General features: G+C 65.6%; 13 protein-coding genes. 9 read left to right on the forward strand and 4 right to left on the reverse strand.

Going from position 1 to position 20808, the window contains the following annotated elements:
• Positions 1–78 precede the first annotated feature (78 nt).
• Entirely contained in the window at positions 79–7188 is a 7110-nt protein-coding gene (locus tag ACFWAY_RS27660) for an amino acid adenylation domain-containing protein (protein WP_378512886.1), read from the reverse strand.
• 268 nt (positions 7189–7456) lie between these two features.
• Here ACFWAY_RS27660 and ACFWAY_RS27665 point away from each other — a divergent pair, with 268 nt between their 5' ends.
• Both ACFWAY_RS27665 and ACFWAY_RS27670 read left to right on the forward strand, forming a co-directional pair.
• Positions 7457–8419: an NAD(P)-dependent alcohol dehydrogenase gene (locus ACFWAY_RS27665; RefSeq protein WP_378457982.1), complete on the forward strand. Its 963-nt coding sequence runs from the start codon at positions 7457–7459 to the stop codon at positions 8417–8419.
• Positions 8420–8541: 122 nt separating this feature from the next.
• Positions 8542–8916 (forward strand): ANTAR domain-containing protein, encoded by a 375-nt coding sequence (locus ACFWAY_RS27670; protein WP_378457981.1) that lies wholly within the window; start codon positions 8542–8544, stop codon positions 8914–8916.
• Positions 8917–8924: 8 nt separating this feature from the next.
• Here ACFWAY_RS27670 and ACFWAY_RS27675 read toward each other — a convergent pair whose 3' ends face one another.
• On the reverse strand, positions 8925–9548 hold the full coding sequence (locus ACFWAY_RS27675) for a TetR/AcrR family transcriptional regulator (protein WP_378457980.1): 624 nt from the start codon (positions 9546–9548) through the stop codon (positions 8925–8927).
• A gap of 243 nt (positions 9549–9791) precedes the next feature.
• On the opposite strand from ACFWAY_RS27675, the gene ACFWAY_RS27680 reads away from it, so the two are divergent.
• A complete protein-coding gene (locus ACFWAY_RS27680; RefSeq protein ID WP_378512887.1) occupies positions 9792–10742 on the forward strand; it encodes a metal-dependent hydrolase in 951 nt (316 codons plus the stop codon).
• Complete coding sequence (locus ACFWAY_RS27685; RefSeq protein WP_378512888.1) at positions 10742–11908, forward strand: hypothetical protein; 1167 nt, start codon at positions 10742–10744, stop codon at positions 11906–11908. Before ACFWAY_RS27680 ends, ACFWAY_RS27685 begins: the two co-directional genes overlap by 1 nt.
• On the opposite strand, the gene ACFWAY_RS27690 is transcribed toward ACFWAY_RS27685, so the two are convergent.
• The gene (locus tag ACFWAY_RS27690) at positions 11860–13317 is read right to left on the reverse strand and encodes a catalase (protein ID WP_378512889.1); all 1458 of its coding nucleotides are present in this window, start codon (positions 13315–13317) and stop codon (positions 11860–11862) included. The genes ACFWAY_RS27685 and ACFWAY_RS27690 overlap by 49 nt on opposite strands.
• Before the next feature lie 114 nt (positions 13318–13431).
• Complete coding sequence (locus tag ACFWAY_RS27695; protein WP_378457986.1) at positions 13432–15060, reverse strand: sigma-54-dependent Fis family transcriptional regulator; 1629 nt, start codon at positions 15058–15060, stop codon at positions 13432–13434.
• A 284-nt stretch (positions 15061–15344) separates the two neighbouring features.
• Here ACFWAY_RS27695 and ACFWAY_RS27700 point away from each other — a divergent pair, with 284 nt between their 5' ends.
• From ACFWAY_RS27700 to ACFWAY_RS27720, 5 genes are all read left to right on the forward strand, one after another.
• A complete protein-coding gene (locus tag ACFWAY_RS27700) occupies positions 15345–16979 on the forward strand; it encodes a methane monooxygenase (protein WP_378457976.1) in 1635 nt (544 codons plus the stop codon).
• Positions 16980–17063: 84 nt separating this feature from the next.
• A complete protein-coding gene (locus ACFWAY_RS27705; RefSeq protein ID WP_378512890.1) occupies positions 17064–18107 on the forward strand; it encodes an FAD-binding oxidoreductase in 1044 nt (347 codons plus the stop codon).
• A gap of 50 nt (positions 18108–18157) precedes the next feature.
• A complete protein-coding gene (locus ACFWAY_RS27710) occupies positions 18158–19264 on the forward strand; it encodes an aromatic/alkene monooxygenase hydroxylase subunit beta (protein ID WP_378512891.1) in 1107 nt (368 codons plus the stop codon).
• A complete protein-coding gene (gene mimD, locus ACFWAY_RS27715) occupies positions 19261–19602 on the forward strand; it encodes a propane 2-monooxygenase effector subunit MimD (protein ID WP_009472934.1) in 342 nt (113 codons plus the stop codon). The genes ACFWAY_RS27710 and mimD overlap by 4 nt, the downstream gene beginning before the upstream one ends.
• Positions 19603–19726: 124 nt before the next feature.
• The gene (locus ACFWAY_RS27720) at positions 19727–20773 is read left to right on the forward strand and encodes a zinc-binding dehydrogenase (protein WP_378512892.1); all 1047 of its coding nucleotides are present in this window, start codon (positions 19727–19729) and stop codon (positions 20771–20773) included.
• Positions 20774–20808: the final 35 nt, after the last annotated feature.

The following is a 20808-nucleotide window of genomic DNA, read 5'->3' on the forward strand; positions in this document are numbered from 1 at the left end:
GACCGTCCGCGCGGCCCGGGGCGGGGCGCGGGCGCGCTCGCCACCGGATGCGAGTACGCGCCGCCTGGGCGTGAGCGCCTAGGACAGGGCGAGCCGGCGGTCGGCGAGGTTCACGTGGTGTGCGAGGACGGGGCCGATGCCGGCGAGCGCTTCCGGGCTCGTCATCTGCTGGTGCGTTACGGGAACGGCGTGTTCGAGGATCGCGCCACTGATGTGCGGCCTCCACGCGGAGACGCCGGTCGGCGCATCCACCGAATCCGCCGCGCCGACGTACAGCAGGTCTAGACCGATCGGTGTCGACGGACGGTGCGCGAGGGCGAGGTCGACCGTCTGGGTGAACACCCGGTGGACGGCATCGAGGTCGTCCACGGTCACAGCTGCGAACAGTCCGCCGGTGCGACGCAGCACTTCCACCGCTCGATCCGTGGTCGCCGCCGCATCCTCCTCACCCGGGACCACCGCGCCGAACTCCGCCAGAAGCGCTGCGACGGTAGGCTTCTCCGTCGTGTGACCGTATCCTCCGGTCAGGTGTGTGTCGAGCATCGCGAGGGTGGCCACCTCGTCGCCGTCATTCGCGAGCTGCACCGCCATCTCATGGGCGATTTGACCGCCGACCGAGTAGCCGACCAGGTGATACGAACCGTGCGGTTGCACCGAGCGGATCCGTTGGACGTACCGAGCGGCGAGATCCTCCAGGGAATCGACACGCAGGTCCGGGTCGGTCAGCGCCGGGGACTGCAGCCCGTACACGGGACGGTCGCCGAGATACTGCACCAGTCCGGTGAAGCACCAGGCCAACCCGATCGCGGGATGGATGCAGAACACCGGGCTGCCGGTTCCGGTGGTGCGCAGCGGCAGCAGCACATCGAGCGACCGGTCGGCGGCATCCTCCGCCCGGGCGTCATCCGGCGCCGTGGCGATCATGTGCGCCAGGGCTTCCGGCGTCGGATGGGTGAAGATCCACTGCACCGGCACGGCGCGCGCGGACGATTCGGCGATCTGGGCGATCACGCTCGTCGCGGTGAGCGACGTGCCACCGAGCGTGAAGTAGTTGTCGTCGAGGCCGACCCGGTCCAGTCCGAGCCCCTCGGCGAACGCGGCGGCCACAACCTCCTCGGTCGCGTTGCGCGGTGCCCGGTACGCGGCGCGCGCCGCGGTGAAGTCCGGCTCCGGCAGGGCGGCGCGGTCGAGTTTGCCGTTCGCGGTCACCGGCACGGCGTCGAGCACCGTCACGGTCGCGGGGACCATGTGCGGGGCCAGCCGCGCACGGGCGTGCGCCAGGACCGCGGACGTGTCCAGTAGCGAACCCGCAGCGGGGACGACGTAGCCGGCCAACCGGTCGCCGCTGGTGTTCACGACGGCGCGATCGATACCGGGGTATCCGAGGAGAGCCGATTCGATTTCGCCGAGTTCGACACGGAAACCACGAATCTTGACCTGAAAATCCGAGCGACCCACATACTCGAGCACCGGCCCACCCGCCGAACGCCGCCACCGCACCACATCCCCCGTCCGATACATCCGCTGCCCCGGCCCACCGAACGGATCCGCAACAAACCGTGCCGCCGTCAACCCGGACCGATTCCGATACCCCCGCGCAAGCGCCGGACCCGACAAATACAACTCCCCCGCCGCCCCGAACGGCACCGGCCGCAACCGCCCATCCAACACCAGCTCACCGAAACCACGAACCGGACCACCCACCGTCACCGGCTCCCCCACCACCAAACCACCACTGGCATTCGACATGATCGTCGCCTCCGTCGGACCGTACGCATTGAACATCCGCCGACCCGGCGCCCACCGAGCAACCAACTCCGGCGGGCACGCCTCACCCGCCACCACCAGCGCACCCAACGCCCCCAACCCGGCCGGATCGACCGACGACAACGCCGTCGGCGTCAACACCGCATGCGTCACACCCTCCCCCACCAGAATCCGCGCCAACTCCTCCCCACCGTAAACCGTCGCCGGAACCACCACCAACCGCGCACCCATCCCCAACGCCCACACCAACTCGAACACCGACGCATCGAAACTCGGTGACGCACAATGCAACACCCGAGCCCCCGCACACACCCCGAAACCCGAACGCTGCGCAGCCACCACATTCGCCAACCCCCGATGCGTCACCACCACACCCTTCGGCACACCCGTCGACCCCGACGTATAAATCACATACGCAGCCTGACCCACCCGCACCGGCGCACCCCGATCCACATCCGTCACCACCCCCGCCGACACACCACCAAGCCGCGACACCGTCACCGCGTCATCGAGCACCACCCACCGCACCGAACCCGGCAACCGATCCCGGACATGCGCGAGCGTCACCCCCACCACCACACCCGAATCCACCAACATGTGCTCGATACGCCCCGCCGGATACTGCGGATCCACCGGCAAAAACGCCGCCCCCGTCTTCGCCACCGCCCACACCGACAACACCGACTCGACCGACCGCGCCACCGCCACAGCCACCACCGACTCGGCGCCCACCCCCACCTCGAGCAACACCCGCGCCAACCGATTCGACACCTCATCCAACTCCCGATACGACACACGCCGATCCCCACACACCACCGCAACCGCATCCGGATCCACCGCCACCGACGCCGCCAACAACCCCGGCAACGACACCTCCGACACCGACACCTCACCCACCACCGGACTCAAGCACTCCAACTCCGCCACCCCGATCACGGCGATGTCGCCGATCGGGCGGTCGGGTGACGCCGTGACCGCGTCGAGGATGCGGACGAACTGGTCCGCGAAACCGCGCACGGTGCTCGCGTCCAGGATGTCGGTGGCGAAACCGAACGCCGCGGACATTCCGGCGGGCGCGCCGGTTCCGTCGAGGTTCTCACTCAGGGTCAGGTACAGATCGCATTTGGCGACCTCGACACCGGCGTCGACGACCTCGACGGTCAACCCGGGCAGTTCGAGGCGGCTCTCTTCGGTGTTCCGGAATTCGAGCAGCACCTGGAACAGCGGTGTGTGCGCGGTCGATCGCACCGGGTCGACCGCCTGCACCACCCGGTCGAATGGCACCTCCGCGTGTCCGAACGCCCCGAGGTCGGTATCTCGGACGTGGGTTACCAGGTCGGTGAATGAGCGCTCGGGTGCGACGCGGGTCCGCAGCACCACGGTGTTGACGAACATTCCGACCATCTCGTCCAGTGCCGCGTCGCCGCGACCGGCGACGGGCGTGCCCACCGCGAGGTCCGTCTCGCCGCTCAGCCGGCCGAGCAGGACGGCGAGCGCGGCGTGCGCGACCATGAACAGTGTCGAATCGTGGCCCCTGGCGAGGTCGGACAGCTTATTGTGCAGGTCCGCGCTGATCGCGAACGGCACGGTGGCGCCCTGTGCGGACCGCTGCAGTGGGCGCCGGCGGTCGGTCGGCAGCTCGAGCAGCTCGGGCATCCCGTCGAGGGTCCGGCGCCAGTAGTCCAGCTGCGCCGAGATCGGCGAGTCCGGGTCGGTGTCGCTGCCGAGGGTGCGGCGTTGCCACAGCGCGAAGTCCGCGTACTGCACCGGCATCGGCGCCCACCCGGGCGGACGTCCGTGCGTACGCGCGGTGTACGCGACCATCACGTCGCGGGCAAGCGGCGCCATCGACGACCCGTCCGCCGCGATATGGTGCAGCACCAGGACCACCACGTGCTCGTCCGGACCGACCCGCAGCACCGCGATGCGCATCGGGACGTCGCGGCTCACGTTGAATTCGGCCGACGCCAGAGGCACCAGCTCGGTGCGCAGCGCCGCCTCGTCGGCCACGATGACCGGGGTCAGGTCGAGGGTCACCCGATCCGCGGCCAGCACCACCTGGTGCGGGCCGTCTGCGGACCCGGGATAGACGGTACGGAGGGGCTCGTGCCGTTCGACGACGTCGCCGAACGCGGCGCGCAGCGCTTCGATGTCGAGTTCGCCGGTCAGGCGCAGCGCGATCGGAACGTTGTAGGCGGGCGAGGTCGTGTCGACCTGGTTGACGATCCACATCCGCTGCTGCGCGAGGGACAGCGGCACCCGGTCGGGGCGCGGGCCCCCGGTGAGGGCGGGACGCGCCGCGGTGCGGCGATCCGCGGTAGCGGCGCGGACGGCGAGCTCCGCCACCGTCGGCGCCTCGAACAGCTCCCGGACACCCAAGCCGACGCCCAGAGCGGAATTGATGCGGGCAACGGCGCGGGTCGCGCTCAGCGAATTGCCGCCCAAGTCGAAGAAGTTGTCGTCGAGGCCGGCCCGGTCGAGTCCGAGCACCTCTGCAAAGACGTCTGCCACGACACGCTCGGTCGCGTTGTTCGACGCGCGGAACACGGTGCGTACGATCGCGAAATCCGGGGTGGGCAAAGCCTGCCGGTCCAGCTTGCCCACCGGGGTGAGCGGCAGTTCGTCGAGGATCACGATCGTCGCGGGAACCATGTGGGCGGGCACGAAGCCGCGCACATGGTCGGTCATATCGGCGACATCGGGTTCGCCGTCACCGGACGGCAGGACGTAGGACACCAGAACGGTGTCCCCGGACGGGGCGGTGCGGCCGAGGGTCACCGCGAACGCGACGCGGGGATGCCGTGTCAGCGCTGCGTCGATTTCGCCGAGTTCGACACGGAAACCACGAATCTTGACCTGAAAATCCGAGCGACCCACATACTCGAGAACCGGCCCACCCGCCGAACGCCGCCACCGCACCACATCCCCCGTCCGATACATCCGCTGCCCCGGCCCACCGAACGGATCCGCAACAAACCGTGCCGCCGTCAACCCGGACCGATTCCGATACCCCCGCGCAAGCGCCGGACCCGACAAATACAACTCCCCCGCCGCCCCGAACGGCACCGGCCGCAACCGCCCATCCAACACCAGCTCACCGAAACCACGAACCGGACCACCCACCGTCACCGGCTCCCCCACCACCAAACCACCACTGACATTCGACATGATCGTCGCCTCCGTCGGACCGTACGCATTGAACATCCGCCGACCCGGCGCCCACCGAGCAACCAACTCCGGCGGGCACGCCTCACCCGCCACCACCAGCGCACCCAACGCCCCCAACCCGGCCGGATCGACCGACGACAACGCCGTCGGCGTCAACACCGCATGCGTCACACCCTCCCCCACCAGAATCCGCGCCAACTCCTCCCCACCGTAAACCGTCGGCGGAACCACCACCAACCGCGCACCCAACCCCAACGCCCACACCAACTCGAACACCGACGCATCGAAACTCGGTGACGCACAATACAACACCCGAGCCCCCGCACACACCCCGAAACCCGAACGCTGCGCAGCCACCACATTCGCCAACCCCCGATGCGTCACCACCACACCCTTCGGCACACCCGTCGACCCCGACGTATAAATCACATACGCCGCCTGACCCACCCGCACCGGCGCACCCCGATCCACATCCGTCACCACCCCCGCCGACACACCACCAAGCCGCGACACCGTCACCGCGTCATCGAGCACCACCCACCGCACCGAACCCGGCAACCGATCCCGGACATGCGCGAGCGTCACCCCCACCACCACACCCGAATCCGCCAACATGTGCTCGATACGCCCCGCCGGATACTGCGGATCCACCGGCAAAAACGCCGCCCCCGTCTTCGCCACCGCCCACACCGACAACACCGACTCGACCGACCGCGCCACCGCCACAGCCACCACCGACTCGGCGCCCACCCCCACCTCGAGCAACACCCGCGCCAACCGATTCGACACCTCATCCAACTCCCGATACGACACACGCCGATCCCCACACACCACCGCAACCGCATCCGGATCCACCGCCACCGACGCCGCCAACAACCCCGGCAACGACACCTCCGACACCGACACCTCACCCACCACCGGACTCAAGCACTCCAACTCCGCCACCCCGATCACGGCGAGCGGGGTGCCGGGGTCTGCGGCGAGCAGTTCGTCGATCAATCCGACGACGCCGGCGTGATGCGACCGCCGGTCGTCGTCGCGGTAGCGGTACGGGTTCGCCTCGAACTCGACAATCGTCGACGTCGGAGTCCCGCTCCGGTACACGTTGACGGACAGGTCCGGGACGGGACCGGTGGTGAGGATCCGGAAGTCTCCGGTAAGCGACCCGAACGTGAGATCCTGATCGAAGAGCATCACGTTGATCATCGGTCCCGAGATCCTGCGGGCCTCGGCGGACACACCCAGATCGCGCAGAATGTCCTCGACGTTGCCGCGCTGGTGCCGCATCGCTCCCATCAGTTCGTGCTGGACCCGGGTCACGAGGTCGCCGACGGTGTCGTCGGATCGGACCTGCACCCGCAGAGGCGCAACGTTCGCGAGCATGCCGCCGGAGCGGCGCAGTACAGCGGTGGTGCGTGCGGACAGCGGAATGTCCACGAGCACGTCCTGCCGTCCCGTCCGCCGCGAGAGATAGCAGGCGAAGGCGGCGATCAGTGCTGCTGCTGCCGTCGCGCCCGGCCGGCCGTCGGTGTCCTCGAGCCGCGCGACGGTTCCGGCGGACAGCGCCGTGCGCACGGTCAGGCTGTGGGCGGCCGGCGGAGCGTCGATGTCGGTCAGGGAGGTGCCGTTCGTGCGTGTGTGCAGACGTTCGGCCCAGTAGTCACGGTCGGACGCGAATCGGTGGGACGCCCGGTAGTCCCCTTCGAGGCGGTGCAGGGTGTGCAGGTCCGCTGCACGGTTCGGTTCGAGCTCGAGGCCTTGTACCGCCGCGGTATACAGGGCGGCGACACGGTTGACCATCGTCATCGCGGCGTATCCGTCGAGGGCGACGTGGTGGATCCTGCTGTACCAGAGGTGCCGCTCGTCACCGACCCGCAACAGCGACGATTCGCACAGATAGTCGTGCTCGAAATCGACTCGGGCCGTGTAGTTCTCCTGCATCCACGCCTCCGCGGTGGCCATCGGGTCGGATGCACTGCGGAAGTCGACGATTCCCATGGCCGCATCGGCAGGCGGATCGACCACCTGGTGCGGCTCACCGTCGACGTCGACCAGACGCAGGAACACCGACTCGTATTCGTGGCCGGCAACGAGCGCTACCTCGCGGAACAGATCGACGTCCAGCGGCCCGCGAATGTCGACGTACTGCGCGATGCAGATCGGGACGTCCGGGGCGAGCTGCTGCGCAAACCACAGCCCGTGCTGTGCCGCAGACAGCGGGAACGGATCGGATCGATGCTCTCGGTAGTTCACTCGCGCAGCGTGTTCCATCAAATCACCAACCTGGGTGCTTGCGCCGCTGGGTCGACGGCGGGACGCTCGGTCCTTCTGGGCAGGGGCAGCCGGATATACCGACGCCACTACAGTCCCGCGGATCGCCGTGCGCGAGAACACACCCTAGGGGTGTGGTGTCGACACCCTGCCCGTCGGCCAAACCCCACGACGAGGATGCCGGAGAACTATGCTTGGCCGTGAGGTGTTCGAGGCGTGATTACCCCGGTCGCCGCAGAGGGAGGCCGCGATGAAGGCGATCATCCACACCCGGTTCGGCGAACCCGAAGTACTCGAGCTCGCGCAGGTCCGGAAACCGACGCCCAAGGACAGCGAAGTCCTGGTGAAGGTCCACGCGACGACGGTGACAACAGCTGAATGCAAGATGCGCCGGGGCGAGCCGCTCTGGGGCCGGTTGATCCTCGGGCTCCGAAGGCCACGAAGGAAACTGCGAACCCTGGGTCTGGAGCTTGCCGGAGAGATCGAGGCCGTCGGGAAGGATGTGCACCGGTTCCAGCCGGGCGATGAGGTATTCGGGTTCACCGGTTTCGATATCGGCGCCTACGCCGAGTACAAGTGCCTTCCGGAAACCGCCTCGCTCGCACTCAAGCCGGTCAACAAGACCTACGAAGAGGCCGCCGCCGCCGTCGACGGTGCCACAACCGCACTGTTCTTCCTCCGGGACAAGGCGAAGGTGCGAACCGGACAGAAGGTCCTCGTCAACGGCGCCTCCGGCAGCGTCGGCACCTATGCAGTGCAACTCGCCAAGTCCTTTGGTGCGGAGGTCACCGGCGTGTGCGGTCCGCACAACATGCAGATGGTGAAGTCCCTGGGCGCCGACAAGGTCATCGACTACACCACAGAGGATTTCACCGAGAACACCGACGCATACGACGTCGTCTTCGACGCGGTCGGCAGGAACTCGTTCGCTCGATGCAAGGGCTCGCTCACCGAGCACGGATGCTACGTACCCACATCCGGGCTGAACAACAATGTTCTATCACTCTGGACGTCGATCCGAGGCGGTAGGAAAGTCGTCACCGGTATGTCCGTCCGCAAGAGCGACGCATTGGCGTACATCAAGAAGCTCCTCGAAGCGGACAGATTGCGGATCGTCATCGACCGCAGCTATCCCCTGGAACACATCGTCGAGGCGCATCGGTATGTCGACACCGGACACAAGAGTGGCAACGTCGTCATAACCGTGGCCTAGCCGGGCCTCCCCAGAGATCGGGTTCCCAACCCCACGCGTATGCCCACATGAACCAGCACTCGGGTACGCACGTTTACGAGATCGCGACCTGGGGGAATCTCCTAGACAAAGGACGGTGCCAGATGTTGAAATCCGAGAACCCGAACCCCGTGCGGCCCACCCGAAGCTTCCTCGACCGGCGCCGCGGGCCCTCCGACCGTGAACTCTTGACCACCGCGAAGGCAGTGCTGATCACCAGCCGCGGCTACAGCGATGCCCAGGCGTTCGACGAACTGCTCGACGTTGCACGACGGCACCACCTCTCCGTGCAGGGCGCCGCCCGGTGCCTGATCGACCTCACCAGCAACACCCGGCACCTCACCAGTCGCCGTCCGGGCACGTTCCCCGAGTGGGAAGGACTCCGCGGACAGCCTTCGGGGCACCACCGTCCTTCGCAGCGGATGGCCAGCCTGCACGGGCGACACCATCCCCACCTCGCGACGCAGATACGACCATGATCGGCCCGTCAAGCGTCGCCCCGTCTCCAGGCGGGACTGCGCGGGACGGCGACAGTTGATCCCACCCACCGTCGCAGATACGCACGCAGTTCGTCCTGGCTACGCGGCGGGTTTCCGGGCGAGATGAAGAACGACTGCATCGTCCGCAGCTGATATTCTACGAGCTCGCGCAGGGCCGGCTCGTCGTAGCCGTGCCGCTCCCAGTCGACGTCGAAGCGTCTGATCATCGTCATTCCGAAGGACAGGGCTTCGTTGGACGTGATTCCCTCGGCGTGGGAATGAGAGCCGGACAGCATGATGCCGAGCTGCGGAATGCGGGGCGCTTCGTCGAGCGCGTAGATCACGGCCTCGACCACAGCCTCTGCCGGATCCTCGATACCCACGAGGTGTTCTGCGAGGCGGTCGAGGAATCCGGCGACGGCGGCGATGGCGGCGGCTCGCAGGAGGGCGTCGGTGCTGGCAAAGTACCGATACACCGTCTGCCGGATGACGCCGAGGTACTCCGCAACGTCGGCGATGCTGATCGCCGTATCTTTCCGGCTGATGAGCTCGACTGCGGCGGTGACGATTCTCCGGGACGCCTCCTCGTCACTTCCGGGCGGACTGCCACCCCACCCACGCCTGCCAGCCACTGTCTCTTCCCCACCTCTCACAACGCGCCGGTGGGCCCGAACGTCGTGCAAAGGCTCGGCTCACCGCCCGACCTGGACTCAGAGGTTACCGCGAACGCATTTCCCTCCACCCCGAAGTCCTGTTTCGCAGACGCTCTCCGGAGGATTCGCCGAAACGTAATCATACAATGTAACCAACATGTGTATGTTGTTACCTACCCAGAGCTGCAGCCCACTCATGCCGCACGAGACGAGGTATTCCACATGACCGACCTGCACCCCAGAAAGATGGATTTCGCGTTCGACGAGCAGGACGTCCCGTTCCTCTGGAACCCCGACAACCCGGCCTGGTCGAGCATGTCCAATGCGATCTCGTTCCTGGCCGTCGGCTTCGAGAAGATGATCGTCAAGGCGATCAGGCAGGCCAAACCACGGATGACCGATCCCGAGGTCGCAGAAGAGGCCCAGGCGTTCATGCGTCAGGAGGGTCACCACTCGACCGCGCATCGCCAGCACGTCAAAGCCCTGATCAAGCGATACACGGGGCTTCAGAACACCCTGGACGCGGTGATCGGCGAGTACGACCTCCTGACCGAGGCGACCACTCTGAACTACCGACTCGCCTACACGGCGGATCTGGAAGCGACCTTCACTCCGGTGTTCAAACTGATGCTCGACAACGACGCGACCCTCTTCCGACCGGGAGACGACCGGGTTGCGTCCCTGTTCATCTGGCACTTCGTCGAGGAGGTCGAACACCGAAGTTCCGCGATGATCATCTTCAATTCCCTTGTCGGGGAAGAGCTGTACCGGATACGGATGGCGCCGTCGATCTTCGCACATGTGATGAAGGTGATGCGGATCGCCTGCGCCGGCTTCAACCAGCACGTGCCGATCAAGGAGCGGAAGGTCGATTCGATGTCGATGTTCGCCACGCACCGCACGAAGCAGAAACTGCTCACGTCGTTCGCGCCCTACCTGAGCAAAGGCGTCATGCCGCGTGCGTTCGACGACCTCCCGCGCGGTGAACAGCTCACCGCCCTCGCCGGCATCGTCCGCAGTCAGATGCCGAAGCACGACCCCACCCACGAGAAGCTGCCCGCGCTCGCCGACGAGTGGTTCACCCGATACGACGCAGGCTACGACTGCACACGCTGGTACACCGCAGAGTCGCGCGAACGCCGGACCGATCCCGTGCCGGCGGTGGTCAACTGATGGCCGACCTCTGCTCACCCACCTTCGAGCAACTCTCGACAGCGCTCGGCTTCTCGTGCGCCGAGGCCGGCGGACTCGTCGAGGTCCGCAGCCCGTCGGCGCTGGAGAACTGGACCCTGCCGGTTCTCGAGCTCACCATCGTGGTCGGGTCGGTGCTCGCGCTCGTATTCGCGATCCTGCGCTGGCGCCGCAACGGCGATCCGACCAACCTGGTGCTCTGGTTCGGCGCCACGGCGTACCTGTTCGTCATCGAACCGCCGCTCTACTTTCCGGCGGCCTTCGGGATCGAAGAACACGTGGACACGATGTTCGCGCACAACGTGTTCACCGTGGACTTCCTGTGGGGCCGACTGCCGCTGTACATCATCGCGATCTATCCGCTGATGGCCACGCTGGCCTTCGAGCTCGTCCGGATGCTCGGCGTCTTCCGGAAGTACGGCGTACTCGTCGGCGCGATCTGCGTGGGCTTCGTGCACCACGCGTTCTACGAGATCTTCGACCAGCTCGGACCGCAGCTGAGGTGGTGGGAATGGTCGACCACCAACCCGGTCAACCAGCCCATGTTCGACTCGGTTCCGCTGCCGAGCGTGGTGGTGTTCGCGGCCCTGTGGCCGATGTCGCTGGCCCTGTGCGTTCAGTTCTTCGTGGGACGCTACGCCGACCGGGGTCGGGACTTCACCGGACTCGAGCTGGTGTGGCGCACGATCGTGATCGGTCTCCTGGCGTCGGCGGGAACGTTCATCCTCCCGATCCCGGCGACGGTCCTCGGAATGGAGAGCACCACGGTCCGGGGAATTCTTTACGCGATCGAACTGGTCGTCATCGTGCTCGTCGCGATCCCGATCCTGGTCCGGCAGTGGTCGCGGCTTCGACGGGGGACGCCCGACGTTCCGATTTACTCGAACGACTTCGTCCGTGTCTACAGCGTGGTGTACCTCGCCGTGATGGGCGTTCTGTGGGTGACCGCGTTGCCCAGCTATTTCGGCGCTGTCGACGGCGTCACGAGCAATGGCGATCCCATCGGAAATCTCTGGTACACCATCGCCTGCTTCGCGATCGCGATTCTGTGCGTCGCCGCCACCTTCACGGTACCGAGGGGACCCGCTGATGCCGCGACTTACAAGGCACCGAGGGATTCACACGCCTTTCGCACGCCTTCGCCATAGGCGGGGTCTGCTTGGGTGCAGTTGGCGATATGGCGCTCGATCACGGCAGCCGACGCTCCGGTGATGGCACGGGCGGTGTTCTCGAACAGCACAGTCTGCTGTTCGGCATTCATGCTGCGGAAGAGGTCGCCGGGCTGTTCGAAGTAGTTGTCGTCGTCTGCTCGGTAGTCGAACCGGTCGGCGACCACGCCGACTTCGAGCGGCGGTTCGGCGTAACTGCGCTGGTCGGCGAAGCGGCCGTGCGAGTTCGGTTCGATGCTCGGGACGCTGCCCTGGTTGCCGTCGACGCGCATGCTGCCGTCACGGTGGAAGGAATTGACGTGGGTGGCACCTCTGGGGCTGTTGACCGGGATCTGGTGGTGGTTGACGCCGAGCCGGTATCGGGCGGCGTCGCCGTAGGAGAACAGCCGGCCTTGAAGCATGCGGTCCGGCGAGAATCCGATGCCGGGGACGATGTTCGCCGGGGAGAAGGCCGCCTGCTCGACGTCGGCGTGGTAGTTCTCCGGGTTGCGATCGAGTTCGAGTTCGCCGACCTCGATGAGGGGGTAGTCCTTCTTGGACCACACCTTGGTGAGGTCGAACGGATGGTAGCGGTAGGTCTGGGCGTCGGCTTCGGGCATGATCTGCACGAAAAGGGTCCACCTCGGGTGGTTGCCCTCCTCGATCGCGTTGAAGAGATCGCGCTGCGCCGACTCGCGGTCGCCGGCGACGACGACGGCGGCTTCTTCGTCGGTGAGGTTCTTGATGCCCTGCTGGGTACGGAAGTGGAATTTCACCCAGGAACGTTCCCCGGCCTCGTTGACGAACGAGTAGGTGTGTGACCCGAATCCGTGCATGTGCCGGTAGCCGTCGGGGATGCCGCGGTCGGACATCACGATGGTGATCTGGTGCAGCGCCTCCGGGAGATTGGTCCAGAAGTCCCAGTTGTTCTCCGCAGACCGGAGGTTGGTCTTCGGATCGCGCTTGACCGCATGGTTGAGGTCGGGGAATTTGAGGGGGTCACGGAAGAAGAAGACGGGCGTGTTGTTACCGACGACGTCCCAGTTCCCTTGCTCGGTGTAGAAACGGACGGCGAATCCGCGGATGTCGCGTTCGGCGTCGGCGGCGCCGCGCTCGCCGGCGACCGTGGAGAAACGCATGAAGATCTCGGTCTGCTTGCCCACTTCGGAAAATATGGCGGCGTTGGTGCGTGCGGTGATGTCGTGGGTGACGCGGAAGGTGCCGAAGGCGGCCGAGCCTTTGGCGTGCATGCGACGTTCGGGGATGACTTCGCGGTCGAAGTGCGCGAGCTTCTCGAGAAGCCAGACGTCCTGCAGGAGTAGCGGACCGCGTGCACCGGCGGTGATGGCGTTCTGGTTGTCGGGTACCGGTGCACCGGCGACTGTGGTGAGTCCGTTCGGGTTGGTCATCGATTTCTCCTGTCTGACACCCGAGGCTGGGCGCGTGAATGTGGTTCGGCAAGAGCATCCCTCAGGGCAGAGTGCAGCGGCGTCTCAATGTGATATTCCCGCGGTCAGGGTCGCTCAGCGCACGATGCCGAATTCGCGGATCTTGCGGTAGATCGTCGCTCGGGACATGCCGATGGCGGTGGCGGCGGCGGCCTTGTCGCCGGCATGAAGCGCGAGGGCGTCGACGATCGCGTCACGTTCGAGCGCCTGCATTCTGGTCAACTTTCGGCGTGTGGTGGAACGGCATGCGGGAGGGAGGGTGTCGAGTTCGACGATGCCGGACCGTTGCCGCCGGTAGGTGTCCTCGAGGACCTTCTTCAGTTCGGTGACGTTTCCGCGCCAGGCCAGACGCGCGAGCTGATTCGAGGCGGCCGGAGCCAGGGTGAGGCCGGTGGCCCCCAGGGTGCCGAGCAGGCTGCGCACCAGATCGGGAATGTCGTCCAGGTGGTGCCGCAGGGGTGGCACCGTGACCGATTTGGGGAACATGCGCAGCAGTGGGCTGGTGTCGGTCGAGTCCTGGGGATACCGGGTGAGCACCACCCAGGGTCTGCGAGGTGGCTCCTGTGTCTGGAGGTCCAGCAGTAGGTCCGCGAGCGCGGCGAGATGAGTCTCGTCCAGGGCGTGTGCGCGCAGTATTGCCAGGTCCGATCCGCTGTCGAGTACGTCGGAGGCCTGGGTGAGGAGGTCGTCGTCCAATGAGGTGGCGTCGAGTGCGGCAAGCCGGCGGTCCGGGACGAGCTGGTGTGCCGCCCGGATCAGGGCTGCCTTGCCGACGCCGGGTTCTCCGTCGAGGACGAGCCAGTCCTGTCGCCGGCAGGCGTCGACGACCGCCTGGACCGTGTGCTGCCAGAGCGGGCTGGCACCGGCGATCGCGGGCGGGGTGGGCGCGTTCACCTCAGGGGTGGAGTAAATTTGCGAGGCAACCTGTTTCGTGATCCGGACGATTCCGCCGGCAAGCCGGCTACCGGTGAATGTCGGCTCGTAACTCAGGCGTGCGACCGTTCCGCTGGGCAGGTCGGTGAGGATCGTGACCGGTGTCGTTTCGCCGCCGATGTCTCGGGTGCGTTCGAGAATGGCCATCTGGTCTGGTGAGTCGAATTCTTGCCGGGTCAGCGAGTTCATCATCACGACCTCGTCACCGACGGCGACGACGGGTCGGCTGGAACGCCGGCATGCGGACCGGTAGGCACTGAAGATCGCCCGGTCCAGTTCGGTTGCGTCGTCGAGTATGCGCTCGCGGAGGCGGGCGGCGGCGAGTTTCGCGAAGGACAGCAACAGGGTGTTGGAATTCTGCGCGGCGGTGGTCAAGTCCACGACACCGAGGATCGCTCCGGTGATGGGGTGCGTCACCGGCGCTCCCGCGCAGGAGAAGGACCGGAGCGGGCCGCTGAAATGCTGGTCTCCGTCCACGAGGAGGGGGCGCCCGACCTCGAGCGCGGTGCCGATTCCATTGGTGCCGACCTGGGTTTCCGCGTAGCGAAAGCCCGGGGCGAGGTCGACTCGGTCGAGTGCGGTGAACAAGGTGCCGTCGCCGCCGGTGCGGGAGAGCACGATGCCGTTGGCGTCGGTGAGAATCATCGATACCGGCTCGTTTTCGATGTCGGCCGTCAACGTGGGCAGCACGGATCGGGCTGCCCGCTCGAGCACCGTATCGGTGGAAACGCGATCGACGTACGCGGCGTTGGGCCGGTCGTCGTCGCCCAACGCCTGCCGAGATCGCGACCAGGACACCCGGAGCCAATTGCTCGGACGAAGGTGGTTCGACGTGCTGGAGGGCTGTGGGGTCACTCGCATTGGTCTCCTGTGTCGGCTGATCGATGGGTATGAGGGTCTGCCGCGGCGCGGGGCGAGTGTAGGCACCCACCACCCACCTGAAAGTGACCTCCGTCTCACACTGAGACGGATGAGAGCTGGATCACGGGGTTCAATCAATCGCACAACGTCCCCGCAGCCGGCACCCGGCCGGCTCATGATCCAGGAGGCGCACATTGAGTAGGCAAAGCCTGACAAAGGCCCACGCGAAGATCACCGAACTGTCATGGGATCCGACATTCGCAACTCCGGCAACCCGGTTCGGCACCGACTACACCTTCGAAAAGGCTCCGAAGAAGGATCCTCTCAAGCAGATCATGCGGTCCTACTTCCCGATGGAGGAAGAGAAGGACAACCGCGTATACGGCGCCATGGACGGTGCCATCCGCGGCAACATGTTCCGCCAGGTGCAGCAGCGGTGGCTCGAATGGCAGAAGCTGTTCCTGTCGATCATTCCGTTCCCGGAGATCTCGGCTGCCCGAGCGATGCCGATGGCCATCGACGCCGTCCCCAACCCGGAAATCCACAACGGGCTGGCGGTACAGATGATCGACGAGGTTCGTCACTCGACGATCCAGATGAACCTCAAGAAGCTGTACATGAACAACTACATCGATCCCGCCGGGTTCGACATGACCGAGAAGGCGTTCGCGAACAACTACGCGGGCACCATCGGCAGGCAGTTCGGCGAAGGGTTCATCACCGGCGACGCGATCACCGCAGCGAACATCTACCTGACCGTGGTCGCCGAGACAGCGTTCACCAACACCCTGTTCGTAGCCATGCCCGACGAGGCGGCCGCCAACGGTGACTACCTGTTGCCGACGGTCTTCCACTCGGTGCAGTCGGACGAGTCGCGGCACATCTCCAACGGCTACTCGATCCTGCTGATGGCACTCGCCGACGAGCGCAACCGTCCACTGCTCGAACGCGACCTGCGGTACGCGTGGTGGAACAACCACTGCGTCGTCGACGCCGCGATCGGCACCTTCATCGAGTACGGCACGAAGGACCGTCGCAAGGACCGGGAGAGTTACGCCGAGATGTGGCGGCGGTGGATCTACGACGACTACTACCGCAGCTACCTCATCCCGCTCGAGAAGTACGGCCTGACGATTCCGCACGACTTGGTCGAGGAGGCGTGGAAGCGGATCACCGAAAAGGGTTACGTCCACGAGGTGGCCCGGTTCTTCGCCACCGGCTGGCCGGTGAACTACTGGCGGATCGACGCGATGACCGACAAGGACTTCGAGTGGTTCGAGCACAAGTACCCGGGCTGGTACTCGAAGTACGGCAAGTGGTGGGAGGAGTACAACCGGCTCGCCTACCCCGGCCGCAACAAGCCGATCGCGTTCGAGGAGGTCGGGTACCAGTACCCGCACCGCTGCTGGACCTGCATGGTGCCCGCCCTCATCCGTGAGGACATGGTCGTGGAGAAGGTCGACGAGCAGTGGCGGACCTACTGCTCGGAAACCTGCTACTGGACCGACGCCGTCGCGTTCCGCAGCGAGTACCAGGGCCGCCCGACCCCGAACATGGGGCGGCTCACCGGATTCCGTGAGTGGGAAACCCTGCATCACGGCAAGGACCTCGCCGACATCGTTTCCGATCTCGGGTACGTCCGCGACGACGGCAAGACCCTGGTCGGTCAGCCGCACCTCGATCTGGACGACCCGAAGAAGATGTGGACTCTCGACGACGTGCGGGGCAACACCTTCCAGAGCCCGAACGTGCTCTTGAACGAAATGTCCGAAGCCGAACGCAACGCGCACATCGCCGCGTACCGCGCCGGCGGCACAGTTCCGGCCTGATCCAGGCCCGGTGGGTGGCGCCGCGGCCACTCCGGCGCCACCCACCGTCTCACCATTCATTTCACGAACCCAGGAGAGACCCCCGTGGCCGACAAGCACCGTATCAACTTCGAGCCCGTCGACATCGAGATGGAAGTCGGCGAAGACGAGTACATCCTCGATGCCGCGTTTCGGCAAGGCATCCACCTGATGCACGGCTGCCGCGAGGGACGTTGCTCGGCCTGCAAATCCTTTGTCCTCGACGGCGATATCCAAATGGAGAACTACTCGACGTTTGCGTGCAACGACGCCGAGGTCGACGAGGGCAACGTCCTGCTCTGCCGGTCAACCGCATACAGCGACTGCACCATCGAACTACTCAATTTCGACGAGGACGAACTGCTGGGCGGTGTCCCCATCCAGGATGTGCGCACCCGGGTGACCGGGATCGAGCCGATGACCAAGGACATCGTGTCGCTACGGTTGGCGCCCATCGAACCCGCGGCGTACGAATTCAAGCCCGGTCAGTACTCCGACCTGCACATCCCGGGAACCGACGAGCATCGGTCCTTCTCCATGGCGACGACCCGATCGACGCCGGGACATGTCGAGTTCCTCATCAAGAAGTATCCCGGCGGCAAGTTCGCCGGCTTGCTCGACGACGGAATCTCGGTGGGTGACGAGATCGCCCTGACCGGACCGTACGGGTCGTTCACCATCAAGGACGGCCATGTCCTGCCGATGGTGTTCATCGGCGGCGGCGCGGGGATGGCACCGCTGCTGTCGTTGCTGCGGCACATGAGCGAGACGGGCAACACCCGGCAGGTGCACTTCTACTACGGTGCCCGCACCCCGCAGGACCTGTTCTACCTCGACGAGATCCTCGCACTCGGACAGGGACTGACGAACTTCACTTTCGTGGCCTGCCTCTCGGAATCGATGGACCCGCCGCCTGTGGGTGCGATCACCGTCGAGGACGGCAATGTCACCGACGTCGTCAGCCGCCGCGAGCCCGGCGTCGGCCGGGCCGAGGTGTACCTGTGCGGGCCGCCGCCGATGGTCGATGCGGCCCTGGAACTGCTGGAGGCGAAGGGCACCCCGCACGACCAGATCTTCTACGACAAGTTCACCAGCCCCGCCTTCGAGTAGCCGCCCGAGGAAACCACTTTCCTGCTTTACCGACAGAACTGAGAAACGAGATGACCGCAACCTCCGAGTCCAAGCAACGTAGCTTTCCGAAGATCGAGTTCACCGACTCCGAAGCCGGTGCGCTGGAGTTCCCCAGCTCCCGCAGCCGCTCCTTCACCTACTACACGCCGGCCAAGAAGCGGTCGACGATGTACGAGGACGTGACCGTCGACGTCCAACCCGACCCCGATCGCCACCTGTCCCAGGGCTGGATCTACGGCTTCGGTGACGGCCCCGGCGGTTACCCGCAGGAGTGGACGGCCGCGAAGTCGTCGAACTGGCACGCCTTCCTCGACCCGAACGAGGAGTGGGACCAGACCATCTTCCGCAACAATTCCAAGGTGGTCCATCAGGTCGAGTTGTGCCTGTCCAACGCCAAGCGCGCCCGGGTCTACGACTCCTGGAACACCCCGTGGCTGACGTTCATCTCCCGCAACCTGGGGGCGTGGATGCACGCCGAAAACGGGTTGGCGCTGCACGTGTTCACCTCCATCCAGCGGTCCTGCCCGACGAACATGATCAACACCGCCGTCGCGGTGAACGCCGCCCACAAGATGCGCTTCGCCCAGGACCTGGCCCTGTTCAACCTGGACCTGTCCGACGCCACCGAGAACTTCGACGGTGCCGCCCACAAGGAGGTCTGGCAGTCAGCGCCCGAGTGGCAGCCCACCCGTGAGGTCGTCGAGCGGCTCACCGCGGTTCCGGACTGGTGTGAGCTGCTGTTCGCCTCGAACGTCGTCTTCGAGCAGCTGGTCGGCACCCTGTTCCGTAGCGAATTGGTCATGCAGATCGCCGCCGGTAACGGTGACTACATCACCCCCACCATCGTGGGCACCGGCGAGCACGACTACGACCGCGACCTCGCCTACACCCGCAACCTGTTCCGGTTGCTCACCCGCGACCCCGAGCACGGGGAGTCGAACAAGGAGCTGTTCGGTACCTGGCTGGCCATCTGGGTGCCGCGGTGCCTCGACGCCGCCCGGGCGCTGCAGCCGATCTGGTCGCAGCCGGCCGACAAGGCGGTCACCTTCGCCACCAGTTTGGACGCCGCCACGGACAAGTTCCGTTCCCTGCTCGAGGACCTCGGGCTCGACATCCCCAAGGAGTTGGACAAGTGAGCATGCAATTCGGATCGTCCACCGAGTTCTCCAACATGTGTGGCGTCACCTTGATGAACACCCCCATCGGCCGGGTCGTCGCGGAGGTGATGGGTGCCAAGGACGGTGTCGAGCTGACCGAGTACCCGTCGATGATCCGCGTCGACGGCCAGAAGCTGCTCGACTTCGACTACGAGGAACTCACCGACGCCCTGGGCCAGGAATTCGACGGATCCATCTTCGAGGAGATCAGCTCCACCCACTACGGGCGCATGGTCCACCTCGACGAGAAGACCCTGCTGTTCGCCAGCCCCGAGGACGCCGCCGAGTACATCGGATTCGACCTCACAGCACAGTAGACACGAACCGACATTGCACCGTGCCGGCGCCGCCCGACCGGACTTGGTGGGCGGCGCCGGTGGACCGAGAGGCATCCCAGGTTTCAGCGGGTGCGTCGTCAACCCTTCAGAGAATGAGATCGATGTGAAAGCACTTGTGTTCCAGGGTCCCGGCTCGATGTCGTGGACCGATGTGCCCGACGCACACCTGGTCGACCCGACCGATGTAGTAGTGCGTGTCGATACGACGACGATCTGCGGGACCGATCTGCACATCCTCAAAGGTGATGTGCCCGCTGTGACCCCCGGTCGCGTGCTCGGGCACGAGGCGGTCGGCGTCATCACCGAAGTCGGGTCGGCCGTTACGTCACTCGCAGTGGGAGATCGGGTGCTGGTGCCGGCGATAACCTCCTGCGGCAAGTGCGGGCCCTGCAAGTGCGCCATGCCCTCCCATTGCGCTTCCGTCGGTGGCATCGGGTGGATCTTCGGACACCTGATCGACGGTACGCAGGCAGAGTACGTGCGCGTGCCGTTCGCCGAGACGAGCGTGCACCTGTTGCCCGAGGCCGTCACGAACGAGCAGGCAATCTTCCTTGCCGACATTCTGCCCACCGGATTCGAGATCGGGGTGCAGAACGCTCGAGTGAAACCTGGCGACACCGTCGTGGTAGTGGGTGCGGGCCCGGTCGGGCTGGCGTCGATCCGCACGGCAGGGCTCTACGGCGCCGCGACCGTCATTGCTGTCGATCTTTCCGAATCCCGGCTCAAACGTTCACTCGGCTTCGGTGCGGACGAGACCATCAACAGTGGCACAGAGGACGTCCGAGCCCGCGTCCTCGAACTCACTCACGGTCTGGGCGCCAACGTGGTGATCGAGGCAGTCGGGATCCCGGAAACCTTCGAATTGTGCACTGCCCTGGTGCGTCCCGGAGGGAGCATCGCCAACGTCGGTGTGCACGGCAGACCTGTCGATCTGCACCTCGAAGATCTGTGGATCAAAAACATCACGATCACCACCGGACTTGTCAACGGCACCACCATTCCTACCCTCCTGGATCTGGTGGCTCACGAGAAGATCGACGTCGGGACCTTCAGCACTCACTCGTTCGGGCTCGAGCAAATGATGGACGCGTACGACGTCTTTGCACATGCAGACACCCACGACGCACTCAAGGTCACCATCAGCCGGTGAATTACGCAGCTGCGGCGAGCCGTGGCCAGATTTTA

This window comes from Rhodococcus sp. NPDC059968 (assembly GCF_042738615.1).
Taxonomy (GTDB): domain Bacteria; phylum Actinomycetota; class Actinomycetes; order Mycobacteriales; family Mycobacteriaceae; genus Rhodococcus_F.